Raw genomic sequence first — 20,864 nt, 5'->3', positions numbered from 1 at the left:
GCTACCCCCATCAGGCTTTGTCGCCACCTGGCTCGGTGCCGCCGAAACGACGCTCTCGATTGGCAAAGGCATGCAGCGCACCTTCAAAGTCTTGTTCATCAAAATCGGGCCAAAGAACATCAGTAAAGTAAAGTTCGGCGTAGGCAATTTGCCACAGCAAAAAGTTACTGATGCGATGTTCTCCCCCTGTCCTAATTACCAAATCCACAGGTGCCAGTTCATTCATGCAGATTTGCTTACTCAGCGCCTCTTCATCAATTTGGTCGGGTCTCAACAGCCCTTCCTGAACCTGTTCGGCCAGATGCCGAACGCCCTGGATAATATCCCAGCGTCCACCGTAATTCGCCGCGATATTGAGCGTCAGACCGGTATTATTTTCAGTCAGCGCTTCTGCTTTACGAATCCGTTCCTGCAAACGTGAGTTAAAACGACTGGTTTCGCCGATAATACGCAGACGGACGTTGTGGCGGTGCAGGCTTTTTACTTCGCTATCGAGCGCCCACACAAACAATTCCATCAACGCGGTCACTTCCTGCGGCGGTCGATTCCAGTTTTCACTGCTAAAAGCATAGAGCGTTAACGCATCAATGCCGTTATTGGCGGCAAAAGAAACGGCGCGGCGAACAGATTTCGCCCCAGCTTTATGCCCAAAGGCTCGTATCTTCCCTTGTCTTTTCGCCCAGCGGCCGTTGCCATCCATAATGATTGCTACATGACGGCAGCCATGAGCTGGCAAGTTTTCGCTTATTGGTTGATTCGCAGACAACATAACGCGTTTTTGGTCCCTGAAAAGGATTTAACGGTACTCAGGAATACTGAAGCCTATACGTAAAAAAGCCGTGTCAAACCACGGCTTACCTGACCACGTAAAGTCAAATACCTGCGATCAGGTGGCGCAGACTATATCACTGAAGCCCAACGCTAACAAATAGCACAACCACTAGTGCTTGCTTTATCACCAGCTTGCGAGGCGTGTCACCTGCTTACGTGCAATAACGCGAGCCTGTGCATCCACCGCCAGCACCTCTTCCACGCTTTGTGGTTCGCGCAAATCCATCATTTCCAGTACCGATAAATTCAACGTCGCAATATCGGTAAAGTGGATCTGCTGATTCAGAAATGCCTCAACGGTAATTTCATTAGCTGCATTAAGTGCCGTCGTCGCCGCCTGCCCCTGGTCAAAGGCTTTCATCGCAAGCTTCAGACACGGATAACGATCGTAGTCCGGTTCGCTAAAGGTCAGTGAACTCAGCTTGCAAAAATCGAGCGGTTTCGCCCCGGACTTCACCCGATTCGGCCACGCCATGGCATGCGCGATAGGCGTGCGCATGTCCGGTTCGCCCAGTTGCGCAAGGACGCTGCCATCCTGATAGCGCACCATCGAGTGAATCACCGATTGCGGGTGGATCAGCACTTCCATCTGTTTCGCCGACGCATTGAACAGCCAGCGCGCTTCAATGTATTCCAGACCTTTGTTCATCATGGTGGCGGAGTCAACGGAGATTTTACGCCCCATTGACCAGTTCGGATGACGGCACGCCTGCTCAGGCGTCATTGCGCTCAGTTCAGACAGTGGCGTTTCACGGAACGGGCCACCTGACCCGGTAAGCAAAATCGATACTACGCCATTCTGCTCCAGGTCAGCGTACCCCAGGTTCTGTTGAAAAGGTTGCGGTAAACTCTGAAAAATCGCGTTGTGCTCGCTGTCGACCGGTAAAAGACGCGCCCCGCGCTGCTTCACCGCCTCCATAAAGAGACGTCCGCAGGTCACCAGCGACTCTTTGTTAGCCAGCAGAACCTCTTTACCGGCATCAATAGCGGCAAGCGTCGGTAGCAGCCCTGCAGCCCCGACGATTGCCGCCATGACCTGATCAACCTCATCCAGCGCAGCCATGTCGCAGGCCGCCTGCTGGCCGCTCAGGACCTCGGTACGACAGCCTTTCTCACGCAACTGCGCGGTGAGCAGGCGGGCGCTCTCTTCGTCATCCATAACCGCATAGCGAGGCGTAAACTCCAGGCACTGTTCGATCATACGCTGCACATTCTTACCGGCCACCAGCGCGGTCACGGTGTAATGTTCAGGATTATGGCGAACAACGTCGAGAGTGCTGCAACCGATAGAGCCGGTTGAGCCAAGGAGTGTTAAATGCTTCATGAGATGCCCGAAAAAAGTTAGACCAGATAAAAGCAAAACGCCGCCAGCAAGACCCGAAGTCCTTCTGAACGGCGTTTATCAGTGTACGACAGAAATCAGAACTGCATCAGTTCCGCTTCTTTATCTGCCAGCGCCGCATCAATTTTCTTGATCGCAGCATCCGTCATCTTCTGAATGTCGTCCTGAGAACGACGATCGTCATCTTCACTGATCTCTTTTTCTTTCAGCAGCGCTTTGAGTTTATCGTTCGCATCACGACGTACGTTACGCACGGATACGCGACCCTGCTCAGCTTCACCACGAACAACTTTGATCAGGTCTTTACGACGTTCTTCAGTCAGTGGAGGCAGTGGAACGCGAATGTCAGCGCCCGCAGAGCTTGGGTTCAGACCCAGGTCAGACGCCATGATCGCTTTCTCAACCGCTGGGCTCATAGAACGATCGAAGACGTTGATTTTCAGCGTACGGGTATCTTCAACGGTAACACTCGCCAGCTGACGCAGTGGCGTTGGCGTGCCGTAGTATTCTACGATGATGCCATCCAGCAGGCTTGGGGAAGCACGGCCAGTACGGATTTTGCTGATTTGGGTTTTGAACGCTTCTACGCATTTTTCCATGCGTACTTCAGCATCTTTTCTGATTTCGTTAATCACGTTACGAATCCTTGAAAACTTGTCTCAGGCAGACTATCCGCCAGCACAGCGCTACAGGTGTGCTAAGTATAGTCGCGTTTAATTCTGACAACGCCAAAGGCGCGCCCAGGTAAGATACCACTACAAAATAAAGCGGAATCTTACCTGTATTTATCGCCGACGGAAATTATTCCGTGATCAAAGTGCCTTCTTTTTCACCCATGACCACGCGACGCAGTGCGCCAGGTTTGTTCATGTTGAAGACACGGATCGGCAGTTTGTGGTCACGAGCCAGCGTAAAGGCGGCAAGATCCATCACTTTCAGCTCTTTTTCCAGCACTTCGCTGTAGCTCAGCTGATCGTACATGGTGGCAGACGGATCTTTTGCCGGGTCGGCAGTAAACACGCCATCCACTTTGGTCGCTTTCAGAACCACATCGGCTTCGATCTCGATACCGCGCAGGCAGGCAGCGGAATCGGTAGTAAAGAACGGGTTACCCGTACCGGCGGAGAGGATCACCACGCGGTTGTTGCGCAGCAGGCTAATCGCCTCTGCCCAGCTGTAGTTATCGCAGACGCCATTCAATGGGATTGCGGACATCAGGCGGGCGTTCACATAGGCGCGATGAAGCGCATCACGCATTGCCAGGCCATTCATCACGGTTGCCAGCATACCCATGTGGTCGCCCACAACGCGGTTCATCCCCGCTTTCGCCAGACCAGCACCACGGAAAAGGTTGCCACCGCCAATGACCACGCCAACCTGAATACCCAGTTCGACCAGTTCTTTGATTTCCTGTGCCATGCGGTCAAGGATGCTTGCGTCAATACCGAAGCCTTCCGATCCCTGCAGCGCTTCGCCACTCAGCTTAAGCAGAATGCGTTTGTACACGGGTTTTGCATTGGTAGCCATGTTTCTTTCCTGAGACTGTCAACGATTAAGATGGGGGTTAATTCTGGCGACATGATATGTCGCATATCAGCACAGGGATACTGGAGCCTGTCTGATTTCGTGTGACGGGTGACAAAAAGAAGCCGCCCTCAGGCGGCTCCTTTTCAATCATTAAGACTGCTTGGACATTGCAGCAACTTCTGCTGCGAAGTCAGTCTCAACTTTCTCGATGCCTTCGCCCACTTCGAAGCGGATGAAGCCAGTCACGTCAGCGTTGTGCTCTTTCAGCAGCTGAGCAACAGACTTGCTTGGATCCATAACGAATGGCTGGCCAGTCAGAGAAACTTCGCCGGTGAATTTCTTCATGCGGCCTTCAACCATTTTCTCTGCGATTTCTTTTGGCTTACCAGACTGCATCGCGATGTCCAGCTGAACCTGGTACTCTTTTTCTACCACTTCAGCAGACACGTCTTCTGGCTTAACGAATTCTGGTTTGCTTGCAGCGATGTGCATAGCCAGCTGTTTAACCAGCTCTTCATCAGCGCCTTTAGCCGCAACCAGAACACCGATACGTGCACCGTGCTGGTATGAACCCAGAACGTCGCCTTCCAGAGAAGCAACACGACGGATGTTGATGTTCTCACCGATTTTAGCAACCAGAGCAACACGTTCTTCTTCGAACTGTGCTTTCAGAACTTCAACGTCAGTGATTTTGCCCGCAACAGCTGCGTCCAGAACTTTGTTAGCAAATGCCTGGAAACCACCATCTTTAGCAACGAAGTCAGTCTGGCAGTTAACTTCCAGGATGATGCCGTAGTTGCCGTCGATCTTAGTGATGATCACGCCGTCAGCAGCAACGTTGCCTGCTTTTTTAGCTGCTTTGATCGCACCGGATTTACGCATGTTTTCGATTGCCAGCTCGATGTCGCCGTTCGCTTCAGTCAGCGCTTTTTTGCAATCCATCATGCCTGCGCCAGTACGCTCGCGCAGCTCTTTTACCAGGGATGCGGTAATTTCAGCCATTCTTAAATCCTCGGGAGATGTGAACTGCCCGGCCTGAGGCCAAACAGTGTAAATTGAAAAAAGGGGCCGATAATTGGCCCCTATTCATACACGGTACTAATAAGGGGTGAAACCTTATTATTCAGCTTCTACGAAGCTTTCTTCCGCCTGAGAAGCCAGATCCTGGGAACGGCCTTCACGAACGGTAGCAGCTACAGCGCTCAGGTACAGGCTAACAGCACGGATTGCGTCGTCGTTACCCGGGATAACGAAGTCAACACCGTCCGGATCGGAGTTGGTATCAACGATAGCGAATACCGGGATACCCAGGTTGTTAGCTTCTTTGATTGCGATGTGCTCGTGGTCTGCATCGATTACGAACAGCGCGTCTGGCAGGCCGCCCATATCTTTGATACCGCCCAGGCTGTTTTCCAGCTTGTCCAGTTCACGAGTGCGCATCAGCGCTTCTTTCTTAGTCAGCTTGTCGAAAGTACCGTCCTGAGACTGGGTTTCCAGATCTTTCAGGCGCTTGATGGACTGACGAACGGTTTTCCAGTTAGTCAGCATGCCGCCCAACCAGCGATGGTTCACGAAGAACTGATCGCAGCTGTTAGCAGCATCTTTCACAGCTTCGCTTGCAGCGCGCTTAGTACCAACGAACAGAATCTTACCTTTACGGGAAGAGATCTTGTTCAGCTCAGCCAGGGCTTCGTTGAACATTGGTACAGTTTTCTCAAGGTTGATGATGTGAACTTTGTTACGTGCGCCGAAGATGAAAGGCTTCATTTTCGGGTTCCAGTAACGGGTCTGGTGACCGAAGTGAACACCAGCCTTGAGCATGTCGCGCATGGAAACAGTTGCCATGTTTAAAACCTCTATATTAAAAGTTGGGGTTATGCCTCCACGTATCCCATATTACCGACCCCGAAGGGCACCCCGGAATATGTGCCGATACGTGTGTGTTGTTACACAAAGTGAGATTTGTCGCTTCCGTCCAGCCTGTGTATCTGAAATGGATCGGAAGTCCGGCGCGCTTTATACCACAAAACACGACCAGAAACCAACAGTTGTTGGCCGAGTGTGCTGTTAATGATTCTCAATTTGGCACGGGGTGCGCCTGACTGATACCATTAACGACACTTAGACTAGTATTGTCGAAAAAATCGACACTGATGGACAGATTACATGGCTATCTCTATTAAGACACCTGAAGAAATTGAAAAGATGCGCGTCGCCGGTCGTCTGGCCGCAGACGTGCTGGAAATGATCGAGCCGTACGTGAAGCCGGGCGTGAGCACGGGTGAACTGGACCGCATTTGTAACGACTATATCGTCAATGAGCAGCACGCGGTCTCCGCCTGCCTTGGCTACCATGGTTTCCCGAAATCCGTCTGCATTTCGATTAACGAAGTGGTTTGTCACGGTATTCCGGACAACGAAAAACTGCTCAAAGATGGCGACATCGTCAACATCGACGTGACGGTCATTAAAGATGACTACCATGGTGACACCTCTAAGATGTTCATCGTGGGCAAGCCGACGATTCTGGGCGAGCGTCTGTGCAAAGTGACGCAAGAAAGCCTCTACCTGGCGCTGAAAATGGTTAAACCCGGCATTCGCCTGCGCACCATTGGGGCCGCTATCCAGAAATTCGTTGAAGCGGAAGGTTTCTCCGTTGTGCGTGAATACTGCGGCCACGGCATTGGCCGTGTCTTCCACGAAGAGCCACAGGTTCTGCACTATGATGCGGATGACGGCGGCGTGGTACTGCAAAAAGGCATGACCTTCACCATCGAGCCGATGGTCAATGCCGGTGATTACCGCATCCGCACCATGAAAGATGGCTGGACGGTGAAAACCAAAGACAGAAGCTTGTCTGCGCAGTACGAGCATACTATTGTGGTAACAGACAACGGCTGCGAAATTATGACGTTGCGCAAGGATGACACCATCCCGGCGATACTCACGCACGATGAATGATAAAAAAGCCGGCAGATGCCGGCTTTTTTAATGGCTATAGCTTTTTCTTATGGGTGGCGCACGATGAGTAATCTTTTACCCGAACAGTATGCTAACACAGCACTTCCCACCCTACCCGACCAGCCCGATAACCCGGGCGTCTGGCCCCAGCAGGATCTGACCTGCGCCGGTATCAAGGCGCATATGGATGTCTTCCAGCGCTGGCTCGGAAGCGCATTTGATGCCGGCATCTCCGCGGAGCAGCTCATTGAAGCTCGCACCGAGTTTATCGACCAGCTCCTGCAGCGTCTGTGGATTGATTACGGGTTTGGGCAGATCAGTGACGTGGCACTGGTCGCTGTCGGGGGCTATGGCCGCGGTGAGCTTCATCCGCTTTCCGATATCGACTTACTGATTTTAAGTCGCAAAAAGCTGCCGGATGAACAGGCGCAGAAAATTGGCGAACTGCTGACGCTGCTGTGGGATGTAAAGCTTGAAGTGGGCCACAGCGTGCGCACGCTGGAAGAGTGCCTGCTCGAAGGATTATCTGACCTGACCGTCGCCACCAACCTGATTGAAACCCGCCTGTTGATTGGCGACGTTGCGTTGTTCCTGGAGCTGCAAAAACACATTTTCAGCGACGGCTTCTGGCCTTCAGAAAAATTCTTCGCCGCGAAGGTCGAGGAGCAGAATCAGCGTCACCAGCGCTACCACGGCACCAGCTATAACCTGGAGCCGGATATAAAAAGCAGTCCGGGCGGACTGCGCGACATTCACACGCTGCAGTGGGTGGCCCGCCGCCACTTTGGCGCTACCTCAATGGACGAGATGGTTGGCTTCGGCTTTTTAACCGAGGCTGAGCGAAACGAGCTGAATGAGTGTCTGCACCTGCTCTGGCGGATCCGTTTTGCCCTGCATCTCGAGCTTAGCCGCTACGATAACCGTCTGCTGTTTGACCGTCAGCTCAGCGTGGCGCAGCGCCTCAACTACCGCGGTGAAGGTAACGAGCCGGTTGAGCACATGATGAAGGATTTCTTCCGCGTTACCCGTCGCGTCACTGAACTGAACCAGATGCTGCTGCAGCTGTTCGACGAAGCGATCCTGGCCCTGACGGCGGACGAAAAACCGCGGCCGATCGATGATGAATTCCAGCTGCGCGGCACGCTTATCGATCTGCGCGACGAAACGCTGTTTATCCGTGAGCCGGAAGCGATCCTGCGGATGTTCTACACCATGGTTCGCAACAGCACGATCACCGGGATCTACTCCACAACGCTGCGTCATCTGCGCCATGCGCGCCGTCATCTGACGCAGCCACTGTGCTATATCCCGGAAGCCCGATCCCTTTTTCTCAGTATGTTGCGCCATCCGGGGGCCGTCAGCCGTGGGCTTCTGCCGATGCATCGCCACAGCGTGCTGTGGGCCTATATGCCGCAGTGGTCACATATCGTCGGGCAGATGCAGTTCGATCTGTTCCACGCCTATACGGTGGATGAACACACGATCCGCGTCATGCTCAAGCTGGAGAGCTTTGCCAGAGAAGAGACACGCTCACGTCACCCACTGTGCGTCGAACTGTGGCCACGTCTTACCCACCCGGAACTGATCCTGATTGCCGCCCTGTTCCACGACATCGCCAAAGGTCGCGGCGGTGACCACTCGGTGCTCGGCGCGCAGGACGTGCTGAAATTTGCCGAACTGCATGGACTGAACTCTCGCGAGACGCAGCTGGTTGCCTGGCTGGTACGCCATCACCTGCTGATGTCCGTCACCGCGCAGCGTCGTGACATTCAGGATCCGGAGGTCATCAAGCAGTTTGCAGAAGAGGTTCAGACGGAAAACCGCCTGCGCTATCTGGTCTGCCTGACGGTAGCCGATATTTGTGCCACCAACGAAACGCTGTGGAACAGCTGGAAGCAAAGCCTGTTGCGCGAGTTGTACTTTGCCACCGAAAAACAGCTGCGCCGCGGGATGCAAAACACCCCGGACATGCGCGAGCGTGTACGCCATCATCAGCTGCAGGCGCTGGCGCTGTTGCGGATGGATAACATTGATGAAGAGGCGCTGCATCAGATTTGGGCGCGCTGTCGTGCCAACTATTTTGTCCGCCACAGCCCAAACCAGCTTGCCTGGCATGCGCGACATCTGCTTCAGCATGATTTATCGCAGCCGATGATCCTCCTCAGTCCGCAGGCCACGCGCGGCGGTACCGAGATCTTTATCTGGAGCCCGGATCGGCCTTATCTGTTTGCTGCGGTTTGTGCCGAACTGGACAGGCGTAACCTGAGCGTTCACGACGCGCAGATTTTCACCACCCGGGACGGCATGGCGATGGACACCTTTATTGTGCTGGAGCCAGACGGAAGCCCGCTGTCGTCGGACCGCCATGAAGGGATACGTTTTGGCCTGGAACAGGCGATCACCCAGCGCAGCTGGCAGCCACCGCAGCCGCGTCGTCAGCCGTCGAAATTACGCCACTTTACCGTCGATACCGAGGTCAATTTCCTGCCGACCCACACCGATCGTAAATCGTTCCTGGAGCTGATCGCGCTCGACCAGCCTGGGCTGCTCGCCCGCGTCGGCCAGGTTTTTGCCGATCTGGGAATTTCGCTTCACGGGGCCAGAATTACAACCATTGGCGAACGAGTAGAAGATTTATTTATAATCGCCACCGCCGACCGGCGTGCCCTTAATAATGACCTGCAACTTGAAGTGCAACAACGGTTGACAGCAGCCCTCAATCCAAACGATAAAGGGTGACGTGTTTTTTAGTGAAATGGAAAGAGTAAACAATGCAGCAGTTACAGAACGTTATTGAGTCCGCTTTTGAGCGTCGCGCCGAGATTACTCCGGCAAATGTGGATACCGTTACCCGTGAAGCGGTTAATCAGGTTATTTCTCTGCTGGATTCCGGCGCGCTACGTGTAGCAGAAAAAATCGACGGTCAGTGGGTAACTCATCAATGGCTGAAGAAAGCCGTGCTGCTCTCTTTCCGTATCAATGATAACCAGGTTATCGACGGAGCAGAAAGCCGCTACTTCGATAAAGTCCCCATGAAATTCGCTGACTACGACGAAGCTCGCTTCCAGAAAGAAGGCTTCCGCGTAGTACCGCCAGCGGCCGTACGTCAGGGTGCGTTCATCGCGCGTAACACTGTGCTGATGCCCTCCTACGTTAACATCGGTGCTTACGTAGACGAAGGCTCCATGGTGGATACCTGGGCAACCGTCGGCTCCTGCGCGCAGATCGGTAAAAACGTTCACCTGTCCGGCGGCGTGGGTATCGGTGGTGTACTGGAGCCACTGCAGGCTAACCCAACCATCATCGAAGATAACTGCTTCATCGGCGCGCGCTCTGAAGTGGTGGAAGGCGTGATCGTTGAGGAAGGCTCCGTTATCTCGATGGGCGTTTACATCGGTCAGAGCACCCGTATTTACGATCGTGAGACCGGTGAAATTCACTACGGTCGCGTGCCGGCCGGTTCCGTTGTGGTCTCCGGCAACCTGCCGTCAAAAGATGGCAAGTACAGCCTGTACTGTGCGGTTATCGTGAAGAAAGTTGATGCGAAAACCCGCGGTAAGGTGGGCATCAATGAGTTGCTGCGCACCATCGATTAATCGGATATAACAAAAAGCGGGGGCCACCCCGCTTTTTTCATATCTGAGGGTGGCGAAAATAGATTTTTTCGTTAATTATTCAAAGGTTATGTTGAGATCAAGGGTACCGCTATGTACGATAATCTGAAAAGTCTGGGCATTACCAATCCTGATGAAATTGATCGTTACAGCCTTCGCCAGGAAGCTAATAACGACATTCTGAAAATCTATTTTCACAAGGACAAAGGAGAGTTTTTCGCCAAGAGCGTGAAGTTTAAATATCCACGCCAGCGTAAGACCGTCGTCGCTGACGGTGTAGGACAGGGATACAAAGAAGTTCAGGAAATCAGCCCTAATCTGCGCTATGTGATCGATGAACTCGATCAGATCTGTCAGCGCGACCGCACTGAAGTCGATCTCAAACGTAAGATCCTCGACGATCTGCGTCACCTTGAAAGCGTTGTCACCAACAAGATTAGCGAAATCGAAGCGGATCTTGAAAAGCTTACCCGGAAATAAACGCAAAACGGCAATCTTTGATTGCCGTTTTAGTGTTTGCGCCCTCTCCCGTGGAAAGGGATGGCGTAAGGGCATCAGGCCGTATTCCACTCATCTCTGCTCATCGAGCTGTAACGCCACATAGAGCAGCAGCCTGTCGTCAAAGCTCCCCAGATCCAGCCCTGTCAGCTCCGAAATCCGGTTCAGTCGATATTCCAGCGTATTACGATGTATAAACAGCGCTTTCGACGTTGCCAGCGGCTGTACGTTATGACGGAACCACGCCTGCAGCGTCCGACGCAGCAGACCGTTATTGTCCATCGCCTTGAGGCGCGCTAACGGACGTGCCAGCTCATTGGCCTGCCAGCCACCGCGCAGGCTGTCGAGCAGCACCGGCAGCATCAGATCCTGGTAGAAATAACTGCGGCTTTCCGGCATCCGCTGCTTACCCACCATCATGGTGGTGCGGGCAGTACGCCAGGAGCGGGCAATACTGCCCGGACCAGTGAAGTAATTGCCCAGCGCGACGCGAAAACGAAGCTGACCATTCTCCTTCATACGGGCTATCAACTGCTCCACGCGACGACGATGATCTTCTGCATCCCAGCGCCCGAACGCGTTCAGCGCGGGCTTGAGCACCACCATTTCCGTCAGAGAGACAATCGCCACCAGGTTATCGCGTTCCGGCGTCGCCAGCGCATTTTGCAGCTGCTGCAGCTCAGCCATCGCACTGTCAACGCCAAGCTGGCCGCTGTCCACCTCAATTACCGCCACGACGCGCGGCTGATTCAGATCGATTCCCAGGCGCTGCGCCCATTCATTGAGTGCAGGGGTATGCTCATCCGCCTGAATCAGATTCATCACCAGCTCTTCACGCAGACGGCTGTCCTGGGCGAGCAGATGCATCAGGCGCGACTGCTCAAGCATCATCTCCGCCGTCATACAGACCAGTTCGCCATATTTTCGCAGCGACTCCGGCTCGCCGGTCAGGCCGATAACGCCAACAATTTCCCCCTCAAGACGCAGCGGTAAATTGATGCCCTGACGGACACCGTGCAGGTGTTTCACCACCGCATCGTCGATGTCCACCACCCGCCCCTGGGAGAGCACCAGCAGCGCCCCTTCGTGCAATTCCCCAATACGCTCACGATCGCCACTGCCAATAATGCGCCCACGGGCATCCATTACGTTGATATTGGTATCAATGATGCGCATGGTGCGTGCCACAATATCCTGCGCCATTTTGGTATCGAGATGCCAGCCAGCCATGTAACCCTCCTGTGAGCAGAGCTCAAGCATAGGGAAGTTCAGCTACCGCTGCATTGTGCGAATGCACAAAGTGAAAGGGAGAAGTATGGAGTTGTGGAAAAGGTCACAGAAAGGTGAAAAGCCCCTGCTCATCTGAAACAGGGGCCTGAGAGGATTACTGCATCAGCAGGTAAATTGAGGTATCACCACGCTGAATATTCAACGCCAGCACGGAAGGTTTGCTGTCCAGAATTTTGCGCAGTTCAGCAATGTTTTTCACTGGCTGCTGGTTCGCACCCATGATCACATCGCCTTTTTTCAGGCCAATGCGCGCAGCCGGGCTGTTCGCTTTAACGTTGTTTACCACAACGCCTTTGTCCTGACCTTTATTGCTCATCTCGGCGCCTTCAATGCCGCTGAAGATGGTGCTGGAATCAACCTGATTCTGGCTGCTCTGCTGCAGTTCCAGGCTCACGTTAACCGGTTTACCGTCACGCAGCAGGCCGAGGGTGACTTTGCTGCCAATCGGCATGGAGCCCACTTCAGCACGCAGCGCGGCAAAGCTGCTGATCGGTTTCCCGTTCAGGGAGGTGATGACATCACCTGCTTTAATGCCCGCTTTCGCCGCGGAGGAGTTCGGCATCACCTGGCTGACAAATGCGCCGCGCTGGGCGTCAACTTTCATCGCCTTAGCCAGTTCGGAATTCAGTTCGGTACCCAGAATCCCCAGTTCACCGCGTTTCACCTGGCCATACTGCACCATCTGCGCGGTCAGGTTTTTCACCATGTTACTTGGGATAGCAAAGCCGATCCCGATATTGCCGCCGTCCGGTGCAAGGATCGCGGTGTTGATACCAATCAGCTCACCGTTCAGGTTCACCAGCGCGCCGCCGGAGTTACCCCGGTTGATGGCGGCATCCGTCTGGATGAAGTTTTCATAGTTTTCAGCGTTGAGGCCGCTACGACCCAGCGCGGAAACAATCCCCGAGGTTACGGTTTCACCCAGACCGAACGGGTTACCGATAGCGACGGTATAATCACCGACACGCAGCGCATCGGAGTCGGCAATTTTAATCGCCGTCAGGTTTTTCGGATCCTGAATCTGGATCAACGCGATATCGGAGCGCGGGTCTTTCCCGACCACTTTGGCATCAAATTTACGCCCGTCGCTCAGTTGGACCTTAATGCTGTTGGCGTTATCAACAACGTGGTTGTTGGTCACGACATAGCCTTTCGCCGCATCGATAATCACACCCGAGCCAAGCGCCATGAATTTCTGCTGCTGGCCACCCCCCTGGGTGTCATCCCCTGCACCACCGCCCTGACAGAACGGGGAGCTCTGGAATGGCGAACCGTCCTGGCAGAAAGGTGAGTTATCACCAAAAAACTGCTGGAAGTTACGCGGCATACGCGGCGTATTGACGGTTGTGCTGCCCTCAACGTTAATACTCACCACCGATGGCATCACTTTTTCGAGCATCGGTGCCAGGCTTGGCATCTGCTGCGCGGTCGCTGCCGACGATGCGGTCTCAGCTGCAGTAGCAGTCAGAGGAGACAGCGCTAAACCTAAACTCAGAGCCAGTGCACTCATTGCTAATGTGTTTTTTTTCATGTGTCTTAATCTCGATTTACAGATAACGCAAAATTGCTGTGTAACTCAGATTCATTTTATACCGCTTAGTTCCGGCCATAAGTTTATGGAAAAGGTAAAAATTTATTGGCCGTCTTTACAAAACTCCGTACTTATTCCACCGCCATGAGCTTGCGGTATTCATCCCAGGCATACAAATCTGTCATCCCGCTGATATAGTCCTGGATAAGACGGCAGCGATAATAATATTCCAGCACCGGCCACTGGGGCGACTGCCGATCCAGCTTGCCGATGGCTTCGACATAAGCCAGACGGTGGCGGGTTGAAAGTTTCTGATAAAGCCGGGATTCAATCGGTATTCGCCGCACGCGCTCTTTTTCCACCAGCTCGCTGAACTCGTCGACGGATAACTGCAGCAGAGGCCGATAGATTTCGAGTAACCCACTGATAACCCTGTATCCCTGCAGCTCAAGCTGTTCAACATCCGGATGGCTGAAAACATGACGCACGGCCACGTTTTTATAGAGCTCAAGAAGCTGGCTAAAGCTGCTGTCATCTTCCAGCAACGCATGGTTGAATTCGCCGCTATAAATTAACGGCAGGTTGTCTATAAAGCGCGAGGCGGCATAAGGCACCAGTTTATTTAATGTATTGACCCGTAAATACATAAAGAACTGATCTTCCGTGCTGCGGCTTAATGTATTTGAACGCGATTTCTCCCAGGCATTTTCGACAACCTGAGCAAACAGCGAGCCTTTTTCATGCGTTCCCCAGGCCTCATAAAGATGCTGATAAAGTTCTTCGACGCTGAATATTCTTTTCTCAACGGCGTCTTCCAGGTCGGCAACACAATATGAAATGTCGTCGGCAGCTTCCATAATCCAGGTTAAGGGGAAGCGGCCGTTTGGTGTCAGAGAAAGTTCTTTACGCAGGCGCTCTATATAGGCTTCTTCAGAAAGATAATAGCCCGGCTTTTTCATCAAATAACTGTGCGACGCGGGCGTCTCGCCCATCCACCATGCCGGTCGCGTATATTTCAGGATGCACCCCACCTGTGCCCAGGTCAGGTTCATACGCATCAGGGAGTGGACCAGCCGGATCCCCTGCGCATTGCCTTCGAAGTGACAGAGGTCGTGACGGACTTTACTCCGCAGGTCGTTCAGCGCGTCTTCACCTTCGCGCAGGCGTAAATCCCGCACCAGGCAGCGGTCATCGCTCAGAGGCTGGCTTACCGCATCAGCAGGATAAAGCCGCTGTTTAAACCAGTCATTTATGGCGGCTTCGCCAAAATGACCAAAGGGCGGGTTACCGATGTCATGCATCAGGCAGGCCATCTCAACAATGCTCTCAAACGGCCCGGTCAGCTCATTCAGCCCATAGGTTTCGAGAAGCTGCTGCTCTTTGAGACGGCTTAAAATCTCTTTGGCAATGTAGCGGCCAACCTGCTGAACTTCCATAGAATGCGTTAAGCGCGTGCGCACCGCAGCGTTACGTTCAAGCGGAAACACCTGGGTTTTTTGCTGTAACCGACGGATTGCCGGCGAGTTTATGATCCGCCCACGATCGCTTTCGAAGATACGCAGGATCTCATGCTCGCTCTTGTCGCCCTGCGGCGAACGGAAACGTCGGTGCCAGTTAATTTTGGTGCGAAAATCGATTGGTGACATGTGCTCCCCCGCGTGAGAATGCGTTTCCTCTTAACCGCATGATAGACTATGCATCTTAACAAGGCACATCGCGAGTAAATCTATGAAAATCGGCATTATTGGTGCAATGGAAGAAGAAGTTACGCTGCTGCGTGACAAAATTGAGAACCGTCAGACTCTCTCCCTCGGTGGCTGTGAGATCTATACCGGCCAGTTGAATGGCGTTGACGTCGCTCTGCTGAAATCAGGCATCGGTAAGGTTGCTGCTGCGCTGGGCGCGACCCTGCTGCTCGAACGCTGCAAGCCGGACGTTATCATTAACACCGGTTCTGCAGGCGGCCTGGCGTCGACGCTGAAAGTGGGTGATATCGTTGTTTCCGATGAAGCGCGTTACCACGATGCAGACGTTACCGCATTCGGCTACGAATACGGTCAGCTTCCGGGTTGCCCGGCCGGGTTTAAAGCCGATGACAAACTGATTGCGGCGGCTGAAAGCTGCATCGCTGAGCTGAACCTCAACGCGGTACGCGGCCTGATCGTCAGCGGTGATGCGTTCATCAATGGCTCCGTCGGCCTGGCGAAAATTCGTCATAACTTCCCTCAGGCCGTTGCCGTTGAGATGGAAGCGACCGCCATTGCTCACGTTTGCCATAACTTCAACGTTCCGTTCGTGGTGGTTCGCGCCATCTCCGACGTGGCTGACCAGCAGTCTCATATCAGCTTCGACGAGTTCCTGACCGTTGCGGCAAAACAGTCCACCGTGATGGTGGAGCGCCTGGTGCAGAAACTGGCTCGTGGGTAACCCATACATCAGGGCGCTGGTCGCCCTGCTTTTTCTCGCACCGGCATGGCTATTTGCCGCGCCGCGTGTGATTACGCTCTCTCCGGCAAACACCGAACTGGCCTTTGCCGCCGGGATCACGCCTGTCGGCGTGAGCAGCTTTTCGGATTACCCTCCGCAAGCGGCCCATATTGAACAGGTGGCGACCTGGCAAGGGATGAACATTGAGCGCATCGTGGCGCTTAAACCCGATCTCGTGCTCGCCTGGCGCGGCGGTAACGCCGAGCGGCAGGTCAACCAGCTCTCCTCGCTTGGGATCAAGGTGATGTGGATTGATGCGGTGAGCATTGAGCAGGTCGCTCAGGCACTGCGTTCTCTGGCCCCCTACAGCCCTACCCCAGCAAAAGCCGAGAATGCCGCGAAACAGATGCTCAGCGACTATGCCGCGCTGAAATCCCGCTACGATACCCCCGTCAAAAAACGCATCTTCCTGCAGTTTGGCAGCCAGCCGCTGTTCACCACCGGGAAAGGATCCATTCAGAATCAGGTGCTGGAAATCTGCGGCGGTGAAAACATCTTTGCAGCCAGCCGGGTGCCATGGCCTCAGGTCAGCCGGGAACAGGTGCTCGCACGCCAGCCACAGGTCATCGTGGTGGTCGGAAATGCGAGCGAGATTCCTAAAATTGAACAATTCTGGCAACGTCAGCTAAAAATACCGGTGATCCCCCTCACCAGTGACTGGTTTGAACGCGCCAGCCCGCGTATTATCCTCGCCGCAAAACAGCTCTGCGCCGCGCTGGCAGAGAGTCACTAACAACATACCCCGCTCGAGGATTTAACGATGCTCGTTTATTGGCTGGATATTCTTGGCACAGCCGTTTTTGCTATCTCCGGCGTTTTACTCGCCGGAAAACTGCGCATGGATCCGTTTGGCGTGCTGGTGCTGGGCGTGGTCACCGCCGTGGGTGGCGGGACGATACGTGATATGGCCCTGGCGAATGGCCCGGTATTTTGGGTGAAAGATCCAACCGATCTGGTGGTGGCGATGGTCACCTGTCTGTTGACCATTGTGTTGGTTCGCCAACCCCGCCGGTTACCGAAATGGATACTCCCGGTGCTGGATGCCGTCGGTCTGGCCGTCTTTGTGGGCATCGGGGTCAATAAAGCCTTCAATGCGGGAACGGGCCCGATGGTGGCCATCTGCATGGGCGTGTTAACCGGGGTCGGCGGCGGGATTATTCGCGACATTCTGGCGCGTGAAGTTCCCATGATCCTGCGTACCGAAATCTATGCCACGGCGTGTATTATTGGTGGGATTGTTCACGCGACGGCGTATTACACCTTTGCGATGCCGCTAGAAAATGCAGCCATGCTGGGTATGGTGGTCACGCTGGGGATACGGTTAGCGGCGATACGCTGGCATCTGAAGCTGCCGACGTTTGCGCTGGATGATAATGCACGATAAGCGTTGTTTATAAGCCCGGTGGCGCTACGCTTACCGGGCTTACGACTGCATCCCTGTCAGATGCTGAACGAAGAGCCACATCCACAGGTACTTGTCGCGTTCGGGTTAGTCACAACGAAGCGCGAACCTTCCAGGCCTTCAGTGTAATCCACCGAACCACCCACCAGGTACTGCAGGCTCATCGGGTCAACCACCAGCGCAACGCCCTGCTTCTCGATAGTCATATCGCCGTCGTTGACCTGATCGTCAAAGGTAAAACCATACTGGAAGCCGCTGCAGCCGCCACCGGTAATATAGACACGCAGTTTCAGATCCGGATTGTCCTCGTCGGCAATCAGGGTTTTCACTTTGTTGGCTGCTGCTTCGGTAAATTCCAGCGGCAACGCTACGTCATCACTCATCTTATGCTCCCATGAATACTGCTACTGCTATTGGGTAAAATTCACCCAATTCTTTATGTCATTATCTAATACCCTGGTAATTCATTCAAGTATTCTGCGTCGGGGCCCGCTCGGCCTCTTGTTTTGCCAGGGTACGGGCAAGAATGGTGGAGTATAGCGGTTTTCCACCCAGGAATTGGGCTAATAGTGTCGCGCCGAGACAGGTAATGATCATTGGCAAAATGAGCTGGTAATTATCCGTCATCTCCAGAACCAGCACGATGCCGGTCAACGGCGCGCGCAGGGACGCCGCCAGCAGCGCGCCCATTCCGGCAATAGCAAAGGTCCCGGCGTCCAGATGATAGGCCGGGAATCCGGCAGCAGCGACCATGCCAAACGCGGTTCCCAGAAGCGTACCCAGCGCCAGCATCGGGGCAAAAATACCGCCAGGCGCACCAGAGGAGAAGCACAATACGGTGGTAATCACCCGCGAAATAAACATGAACAGCAACAGACCAATGCTGAAATTACCCGCCGCGGCAATCGGTATCAGCCCGAAGCCACCGCCTGCGGCATTGGGCTCAATGAAGCCGAGCACGCCGCAGGCGCCGCCCAGCAGTCCGCCGATCAATACCCAGCGGGTGGTATTCCCACCGTGAATGCGCTGGAACATATCCTGAGCGCGTAAGATAAGCGTGTTAAACAACGGGCCGACCACGCCAAAAATCATGCCGAGGATCAGGTACAGCCACAGCGTATTCACCGGCGCATTGGTCAGTTTTCCCACCTCAATCACCGCCCCTTCGCCATTAAAAATGCGAAAGACAATGCTCGACATAATGACGCCGGTGAATACCGCTTTTATCGAGATAAGGTTGTAGCGAAACTGTGCCCGCATCTCTTCAATAATGAACAGGATCCCCGCGAGCGGTGCGTTGAACGCCGCCGAAAGGCCGGCCGCCGCCCCCGTTGCCAGCAGCGTATGTCGCGCCTCCGCGCTGCGCATGCGAAACAGATCGCCGACCATGCGCCCAACGTTTCCGCCCAGCTGCACCGTTGGCCCTTCGCGCCCGAGCACCATGCCTGCCCCGAGCGTTCCCATGCCACCGATAAATTTTACCGGGATGACGCGCCACCAGCGAACCGGCCTCAGCTCTTCCAGTGCGCCTTCTATTTCAGGGATCCCGGAACCGCCCGCTTCCGGCGCAAATTTACGGACCAGGAAATAGCCCACCATGGCAAACAGCGCAGATAAGCCAAAGGCCCACACCCATACCCATCCACCGCTATAGGCAAAACCCGCCACGGTTCCAATTCGCCAGTTCATTATCGCGTTAACCGCTTTTTCGAAGGCGATACCCACCAGCCCGGCAACTGCGCCGACCACGGCAGCAGCCAGCAGGATAGCCAGCGGCGTTTTATCACGATTAAGCAAGCGCCGGATGCTGATACGGTGCTGCGCACGTCTGAACTGCTGTTCAGTATAAGAATGAGTGTCTGCTTTCATTACCGTTTCTTTTCGTCATACAAATAACCGCAGGGATTTTACCAGAGTGCGTAATATCATCCCGTGAAAAATACTTAACAATTGTTTGGGCATGAAAGGGGGCAAAAATTTCATTACCTTCCGAGGATCACTTAGAATAGTGTGCTTAATCATTTTATACGAACCAGGAACGACGCCATGAGCAAGTCTGAAAACCTCTACAGTGCAGCCCGCGAGCTTATCCCAGGTGGCGTGAATTCGCCTGTTCGCGCCTTTACCGGCGTAGGCGGTACGCCGCTGTTTATCGAACGTGCTGACGGCGCGTATCTGTATGATGTCGATGGCAAAGCCTATATCGATTATGTCGGCTCCTGGGGTCCGATGGTGCTGGGTCACAACCATCCTGCTATCCGCAATGCGGTGATCGAAGCCGCCCAGCGCGGCCTGAGCTTCGGCGCGCCAACCGAGATGGAAGTGAAAATGGCGGAACTGGTCACCGAACTGGTCCCGACAATGGACATGGTGCGTATGGTGAACTCCGGTACCGAGGCCACCATGAGCGCGATCCGCCTGGCACGTGGTTTTACCGGCCGTGACAAAATCATCAAATTTGAAGGCTGCTACCACGGTCATGCGGACTGCCTGCTGGTAAAAGCCGGCTCCGGCGCGCTGACCCTCGGTCAGCCGAACTCACCGGGCGTACCGGCTGACTTTGCGAAGCATACCCTGACCTGCACCTATAACGATCTGAACACCGTTCGGGCAGCCTTCGAGCAGTATCCGCAGGAGATTGCCTGCATCATCGTTGAACCTGTCGCAGGCAACATGAACTGCATTCCTCCGCAGCCGGAGTTCCTGCCGGGTCTGCGCGCCCTGTGCGATGAGTTTGGCGCTCTGCTGATCATCGACGAAGTGATGACCGGCTTCCGCGTCGCGCTGGCGGGGGCACAGTCTTACTACGACGTAGAGCCGGACCTGACGTGCCTTGGCAAAATCATCGGCGGCGGCATGCCTGTCGGTGCATTCGGGGGACGTAAAGAGGTGATGGAAGCGCTGGCGCCGACTGGCCCGGTCTACCAGGCGGGTACCCTTTCCGGCAACCCGATTGCAATGGCCGCAGGTTTCGCCTGTCTGACCGAAGTCGCGCAGCCGGGTATTCACGAAACCCTGACCGATCTGACAACGCAACTGGCCAACGGCCTGCTGGAGGCCGCGCAAGAAACCGGTATTCCTCTGGTGGTAAACCACGTTGGTGGGATGTTCGGGATTTTCTTCACCGATGCGAAAACCGTGACCTGCTATCAGGATGTGGTGAAGTGTGACGTTGAACGCTTCAAGCGCTTCTTCCATCTGATGCTGGAAGAAGGCGTCTACCTGGCACCATCCGCGTTTGAAGCAGGCTTTATGTCCGTCGCGCACAGCGAAGACGATATCAATAAGACTATCGATGCTGCACGCCGGGTCTTTGCGAAGTTGTAAGACAGAAACGATCTGCTGCCCTCTCCACCGGGAGAGGGCAATACCCCACCGCCC

The 20,864-nt window shown here is 54.3% G+C and carries 19 protein-coding genes; 8 read left to right on the top strand and 11 right to left on the bottom strand.

All coding sequences use genetic code 11. The annotated features are described in order from the left end of the window. Positions 1 to 10: 10 nt before the first annotated feature. The 6 genes from ispU to rpsB form a co-directional block, all read right to left on the bottom strand. Complete coding sequence (gene ispU, locus F8561_RS23960; protein WP_014168704.1) at positions 11 to 769, bottom strand: (2E,6E)-farnesyl-diphosphate-specific ditrans,polycis-undecaprenyl-diphosphate synthase; 759 nt, start codon at positions 767 to 769, stop codon at positions 11 to 13. 186 nt (positions 770 to 955) lie between these two features. Continuing rightward, complete coding sequence (gene ispC / locus F8561_RS23955; protein ID WP_063934265.1) at positions 956 to 2,155, bottom strand: 1-deoxy-D-xylulose-5-phosphate reductoisomerase; 1,200 nt, start codon at positions 2,153 to 2,155, stop codon at positions 956 to 958. 95 nt (positions 2,156 to 2,250) lie between these two features. After that, the gene (frr, locus tag F8561_RS23950; RefSeq protein ID WP_014168702.1) at positions 2,251 to 2,808 is read right to left on the bottom strand and encodes a ribosome recycling factor; all 558 of its coding nucleotides are present in this window, start codon (positions 2,806 to 2,808) and stop codon (positions 2,251 to 2,253) included. A gap of 166 nt (positions 2,809 to 2,974) precedes the next feature. Continuing rightward, on the bottom strand, positions 2,975 to 3,700 hold the full coding sequence (gene pyrH / locus F8561_RS23945) for a UMP kinase (protein WP_003856194.1): 726 nt from the start codon (positions 3,698 to 3,700) through the stop codon (positions 2,975 to 2,977). Positions 3,701 to 3,850: 150 nt separating this feature from the next. Beyond that, entirely contained in the window at positions 3,851 to 4,702 is an 852-nt protein-coding gene (gene tsf / locus F8561_RS23940; RefSeq protein ID WP_008501911.1) for a translation elongation factor Ts, read from the bottom strand. A gap of 117 nt (positions 4,703 to 4,819) precedes the next feature. Further along, positions 4,820 to 5,545: a 30S ribosomal protein S2 gene (rpsB, locus tag F8561_RS23935; protein WP_003856207.1), complete on the bottom strand. Its 726-nt coding sequence runs from the start codon at positions 5,543 to 5,545 to the stop codon at positions 4,820 to 4,822. Between the two features lie 321 nt (positions 5,546 to 5,866). Between rpsB and map the strand changes: the two genes are divergently transcribed. The 4 genes from map (at position 5,867) to F8561_RS23915 (ending at position 10,755) form a co-directional block, all read left to right on the top strand. After that, complete coding sequence (gene map, locus F8561_RS23930; RefSeq protein WP_014168699.1) at positions 5,867 to 6,661, top strand: type I methionyl aminopeptidase; 795 nt, start codon at positions 5,867 to 5,869, stop codon at positions 6,659 to 6,661. Positions 6,662 to 6,724: 63 nt separating this feature from the next. Continuing rightward, entirely contained in the window at positions 6,725 to 9,400 is a 2,676-nt protein-coding gene (gene glnD / locus F8561_RS23925) for a bifunctional uridylyltransferase/uridylyl-removing protein GlnD (RefSeq protein WP_020882615.1), read from the top strand. A 32-nt stretch (positions 9,401 to 9,432) separates the two neighbouring features. After that, positions 9,433 to 10,257 (top strand): 2,3,4,5-tetrahydropyridine-2,6-dicarboxylate N-succinyltransferase, encoded by an 825-nt coding sequence (gene dapD, locus F8561_RS23920; RefSeq protein WP_020882614.1) that lies wholly within the window; start codon positions 9,433 to 9,435, stop codon positions 10,255 to 10,257. Between the two features lie 111 nt (positions 10,258 to 10,368). Continuing rightward, positions 10,369 to 10,755 carry a DUF3461 family protein gene (locus tag F8561_RS23915; RefSeq protein ID WP_014168696.1) on the top strand — a complete coding sequence of 129 codons (387 nt, stop codon included), beginning with the start codon at positions 10,369 to 10,371 and terminating at the stop codon, positions 10,753 to 10,755. A 90-nt stretch (positions 10,756 to 10,845) separates the two neighbouring features. On the opposite strand, the gene F8561_RS23910 is transcribed toward F8561_RS23915, so the two are convergent. The 3 genes from F8561_RS23910 to dgt form a co-directional block, all read right to left on the bottom strand. Then, positions 10,846 to 12,003: a CdaR family transcriptional regulator gene (locus F8561_RS23910; RefSeq protein ID WP_151888049.1), complete on the bottom strand. Its 1,158-nt coding sequence runs from the start codon at positions 12,001 to 12,003 to the stop codon at positions 10,846 to 10,848. A 154-nt stretch (positions 12,004 to 12,157) separates the two neighbouring features. Beyond that, a complete protein-coding gene (gene degP / locus F8561_RS23905; protein WP_151888048.1) occupies positions 12,158 to 13,594 on the bottom strand; it encodes a serine endoprotease DegP in 1,437 nt (478 codons plus the stop codon). 131 nt (positions 13,595 to 13,725) lie between these two features. Beyond that, positions 13,726 to 15,240, bottom strand: coding sequence for a dGTPase (dgt, locus tag F8561_RS23900; protein WP_151888047.1), 1,515 nt, complete (start codon positions 15,238 to 15,240; stop codon positions 13,726 to 13,728). Positions 15,241 to 15,322: 82 nt separating this feature from the next. Between dgt and mtnN the strand changes: the two genes are divergently transcribed. The 3 genes from mtnN to F8561_RS23885 are packed head-to-tail and all read left to right on the top strand — an operon-like array spanning position 15,323 to position 17,465. After that, positions 15,323 to 16,021, top strand: coding sequence for a 5'-methylthioadenosine/S-adenosylhomocysteine nucleosidase (gene mtnN, locus F8561_RS23895; RefSeq protein WP_014168692.1), 699 nt, complete (start codon positions 15,323 to 15,325; stop codon positions 16,019 to 16,021). Then, positions 16,014 to 16,814, top strand: a complete 801-nt coding sequence (gene btuF / locus F8561_RS23890) for a vitamin B12 ABC transporter substrate-binding protein BtuF (RefSeq protein WP_151888046.1) — start codon at positions 16,014 to 16,016, stop codon at positions 16,812 to 16,814. Before mtnN ends, btuF begins: the two co-directional genes overlap by 8 nt. 27 nt (positions 16,815 to 16,841) lie before the next feature. Further along, positions 16,842 to 17,465 (top strand): TRIC cation channel family protein, encoded by a 624-nt coding sequence (locus F8561_RS23885; protein WP_014168690.1) that lies wholly within the window; start codon positions 16,842 to 16,844, stop codon positions 17,463 to 17,465. Between the two features lie 56 nt (positions 17,466 to 17,521). On the opposite strand, the gene erpA is transcribed toward F8561_RS23885, so the two are convergent. Continuing rightward, positions 17,522 to 17,866, bottom strand: a complete 345-nt coding sequence (gene erpA, locus F8561_RS23880) for an iron-sulfur cluster insertion protein ErpA (RefSeq protein ID WP_013095643.1) — start codon at positions 17,864 to 17,866, stop codon at positions 17,522 to 17,524. A gap of 85 nt (positions 17,867 to 17,951) precedes the next feature. Continuing rightward, on the bottom strand, positions 17,952 to 19,352 hold the full coding sequence (clcA, locus tag F8561_RS23875) for a H(+)/Cl(-) exchange transporter ClcA (protein WP_025205197.1): 1,401 nt from the start codon (positions 19,350 to 19,352) through the stop codon (positions 17,952 to 17,954). A 177-nt stretch (positions 19,353 to 19,529) separates the two neighbouring features. Between clcA and hemL the strand changes: the two genes are divergently transcribed. Beyond that, positions 19,530 to 20,810 (top strand): glutamate-1-semialdehyde 2,1-aminomutase, encoded by a 1,281-nt coding sequence (hemL, locus tag F8561_RS23870; RefSeq protein ID WP_032681635.1) that lies wholly within the window; start codon positions 19,530 to 19,532, stop codon positions 20,808 to 20,810. The last annotated feature ends 54 nt before the right edge of the window (positions 20,811 to 20,864 follow it).

The sequence above is a fragment of the Enterobacter sp. 198 genome (assembly GCF_009025585.1).
GTDB classification, from domain to species: domain Bacteria; phylum Pseudomonadota; class Gammaproteobacteria; order Enterobacterales; family Enterobacteriaceae; genus Enterobacter; species Enterobacter ludwigii.
Note: the sequence above shows the minus strand (reverse complement) of the source record. Positions and strands in the feature narration are given on the sequence as shown.

Bases quoted from the DNA above. Each gene is read 5' to 3' on its own strand.
- ispU (WP_014168704.1), bottom strand. From the start codon at position 769: ATGTTGTCTGCGAATCAACCAATAAGCGAAAACTTGCCAGCTCATGGC.
- ispC (WP_063934265.1), bottom strand. From the start codon at position 2,155: ATGAAGCATTTAACACTCCTTGGCTCAACCGGCTCTATCGGTTGCAGC.
- pyrH (WP_003856194.1), bottom strand. From the start codon at position 3,700: ATGGCTACCAATGCAAAACCCGTGTACAAACGCATTCTGCTTAAGCTG.
- tsf (WP_008501911.1), bottom strand. From the start codon at position 4,702: ATGGCTGAAATTACCGCATCCCTGGTAAAAGAGCTGCGCGAGCGTACT.
- rpsB (WP_003856207.1), bottom strand. From the start codon at position 5,545: ATGGCAACTGTTTCCATGCGCGACATGCTCAAGGCTGGTGTTCACTTC.
- map (WP_014168699.1), top strand. From the start codon at position 5,867: ATGGCTATCTCTATTAAGACACCTGAAGAAATTGAAAAGATGCGCGTC.
- glnD (WP_020882615.1), top strand. From the start codon at position 6,725: ATGAGTAATCTTTTACCCGAACAGTATGCTAACACAGCACTTCCCACC.
- dapD (WP_020882614.1), top strand. From the start codon at position 9,433: ATGCAGCAGTTACAGAACGTTATTGAGTCCGCTTTTGAGCGTCGCGCC.
- F8561_RS23915 (WP_014168696.1), top strand. From the start codon at position 10,369: ATGTACGATAATCTGAAAAGTCTGGGCATTACCAATCCTGATGAAATT.
- F8561_RS23910 (WP_151888049.1), bottom strand. From the start codon at position 12,003: ATGGCTGGCTGGCATCTCGATACCAAAATGGCGCAGGATATTGTGGCA.
- degP (WP_151888048.1), bottom strand. From the start codon at position 13,594: ATGAAAAAAAACACATTAGCAATGAGTGCACTGGCTCTGAGTTTAGGT.
- dgt (WP_151888047.1), bottom strand. From the start codon at position 15,240: ATGTCACCAATCGATTTTCGCACCAAAATTAACTGGCACCGACGTTTC.
- mtnN (WP_014168692.1), top strand. From the start codon at position 15,323: ATGAAAATCGGCATTATTGGTGCAATGGAAGAAGAAGTTACGCTGCTG.
- F8561_RS23885 (WP_014168690.1), top strand. From the start codon at position 16,842: ATGCTCGTTTATTGGCTGGATATTCTTGGCACAGCCGTTTTTGCTATC.
- erpA (WP_013095643.1), bottom strand. From the start codon at position 17,866: ATGAGTGATGACGTAGCGTTGCCGCTGGAATTTACCGAAGCAGCAGCC.
- clcA (WP_025205197.1), bottom strand. From the start codon at position 19,352: ATGAAAGCAGACACTCATTCTTATACTGAACAGCAGTTCAGACGTGCG.
- hemL (WP_032681635.1), top strand. From the start codon at position 19,530: ATGAGCAAGTCTGAAAACCTCTACAGTGCAGCCCGCGAGCTTATCCCA.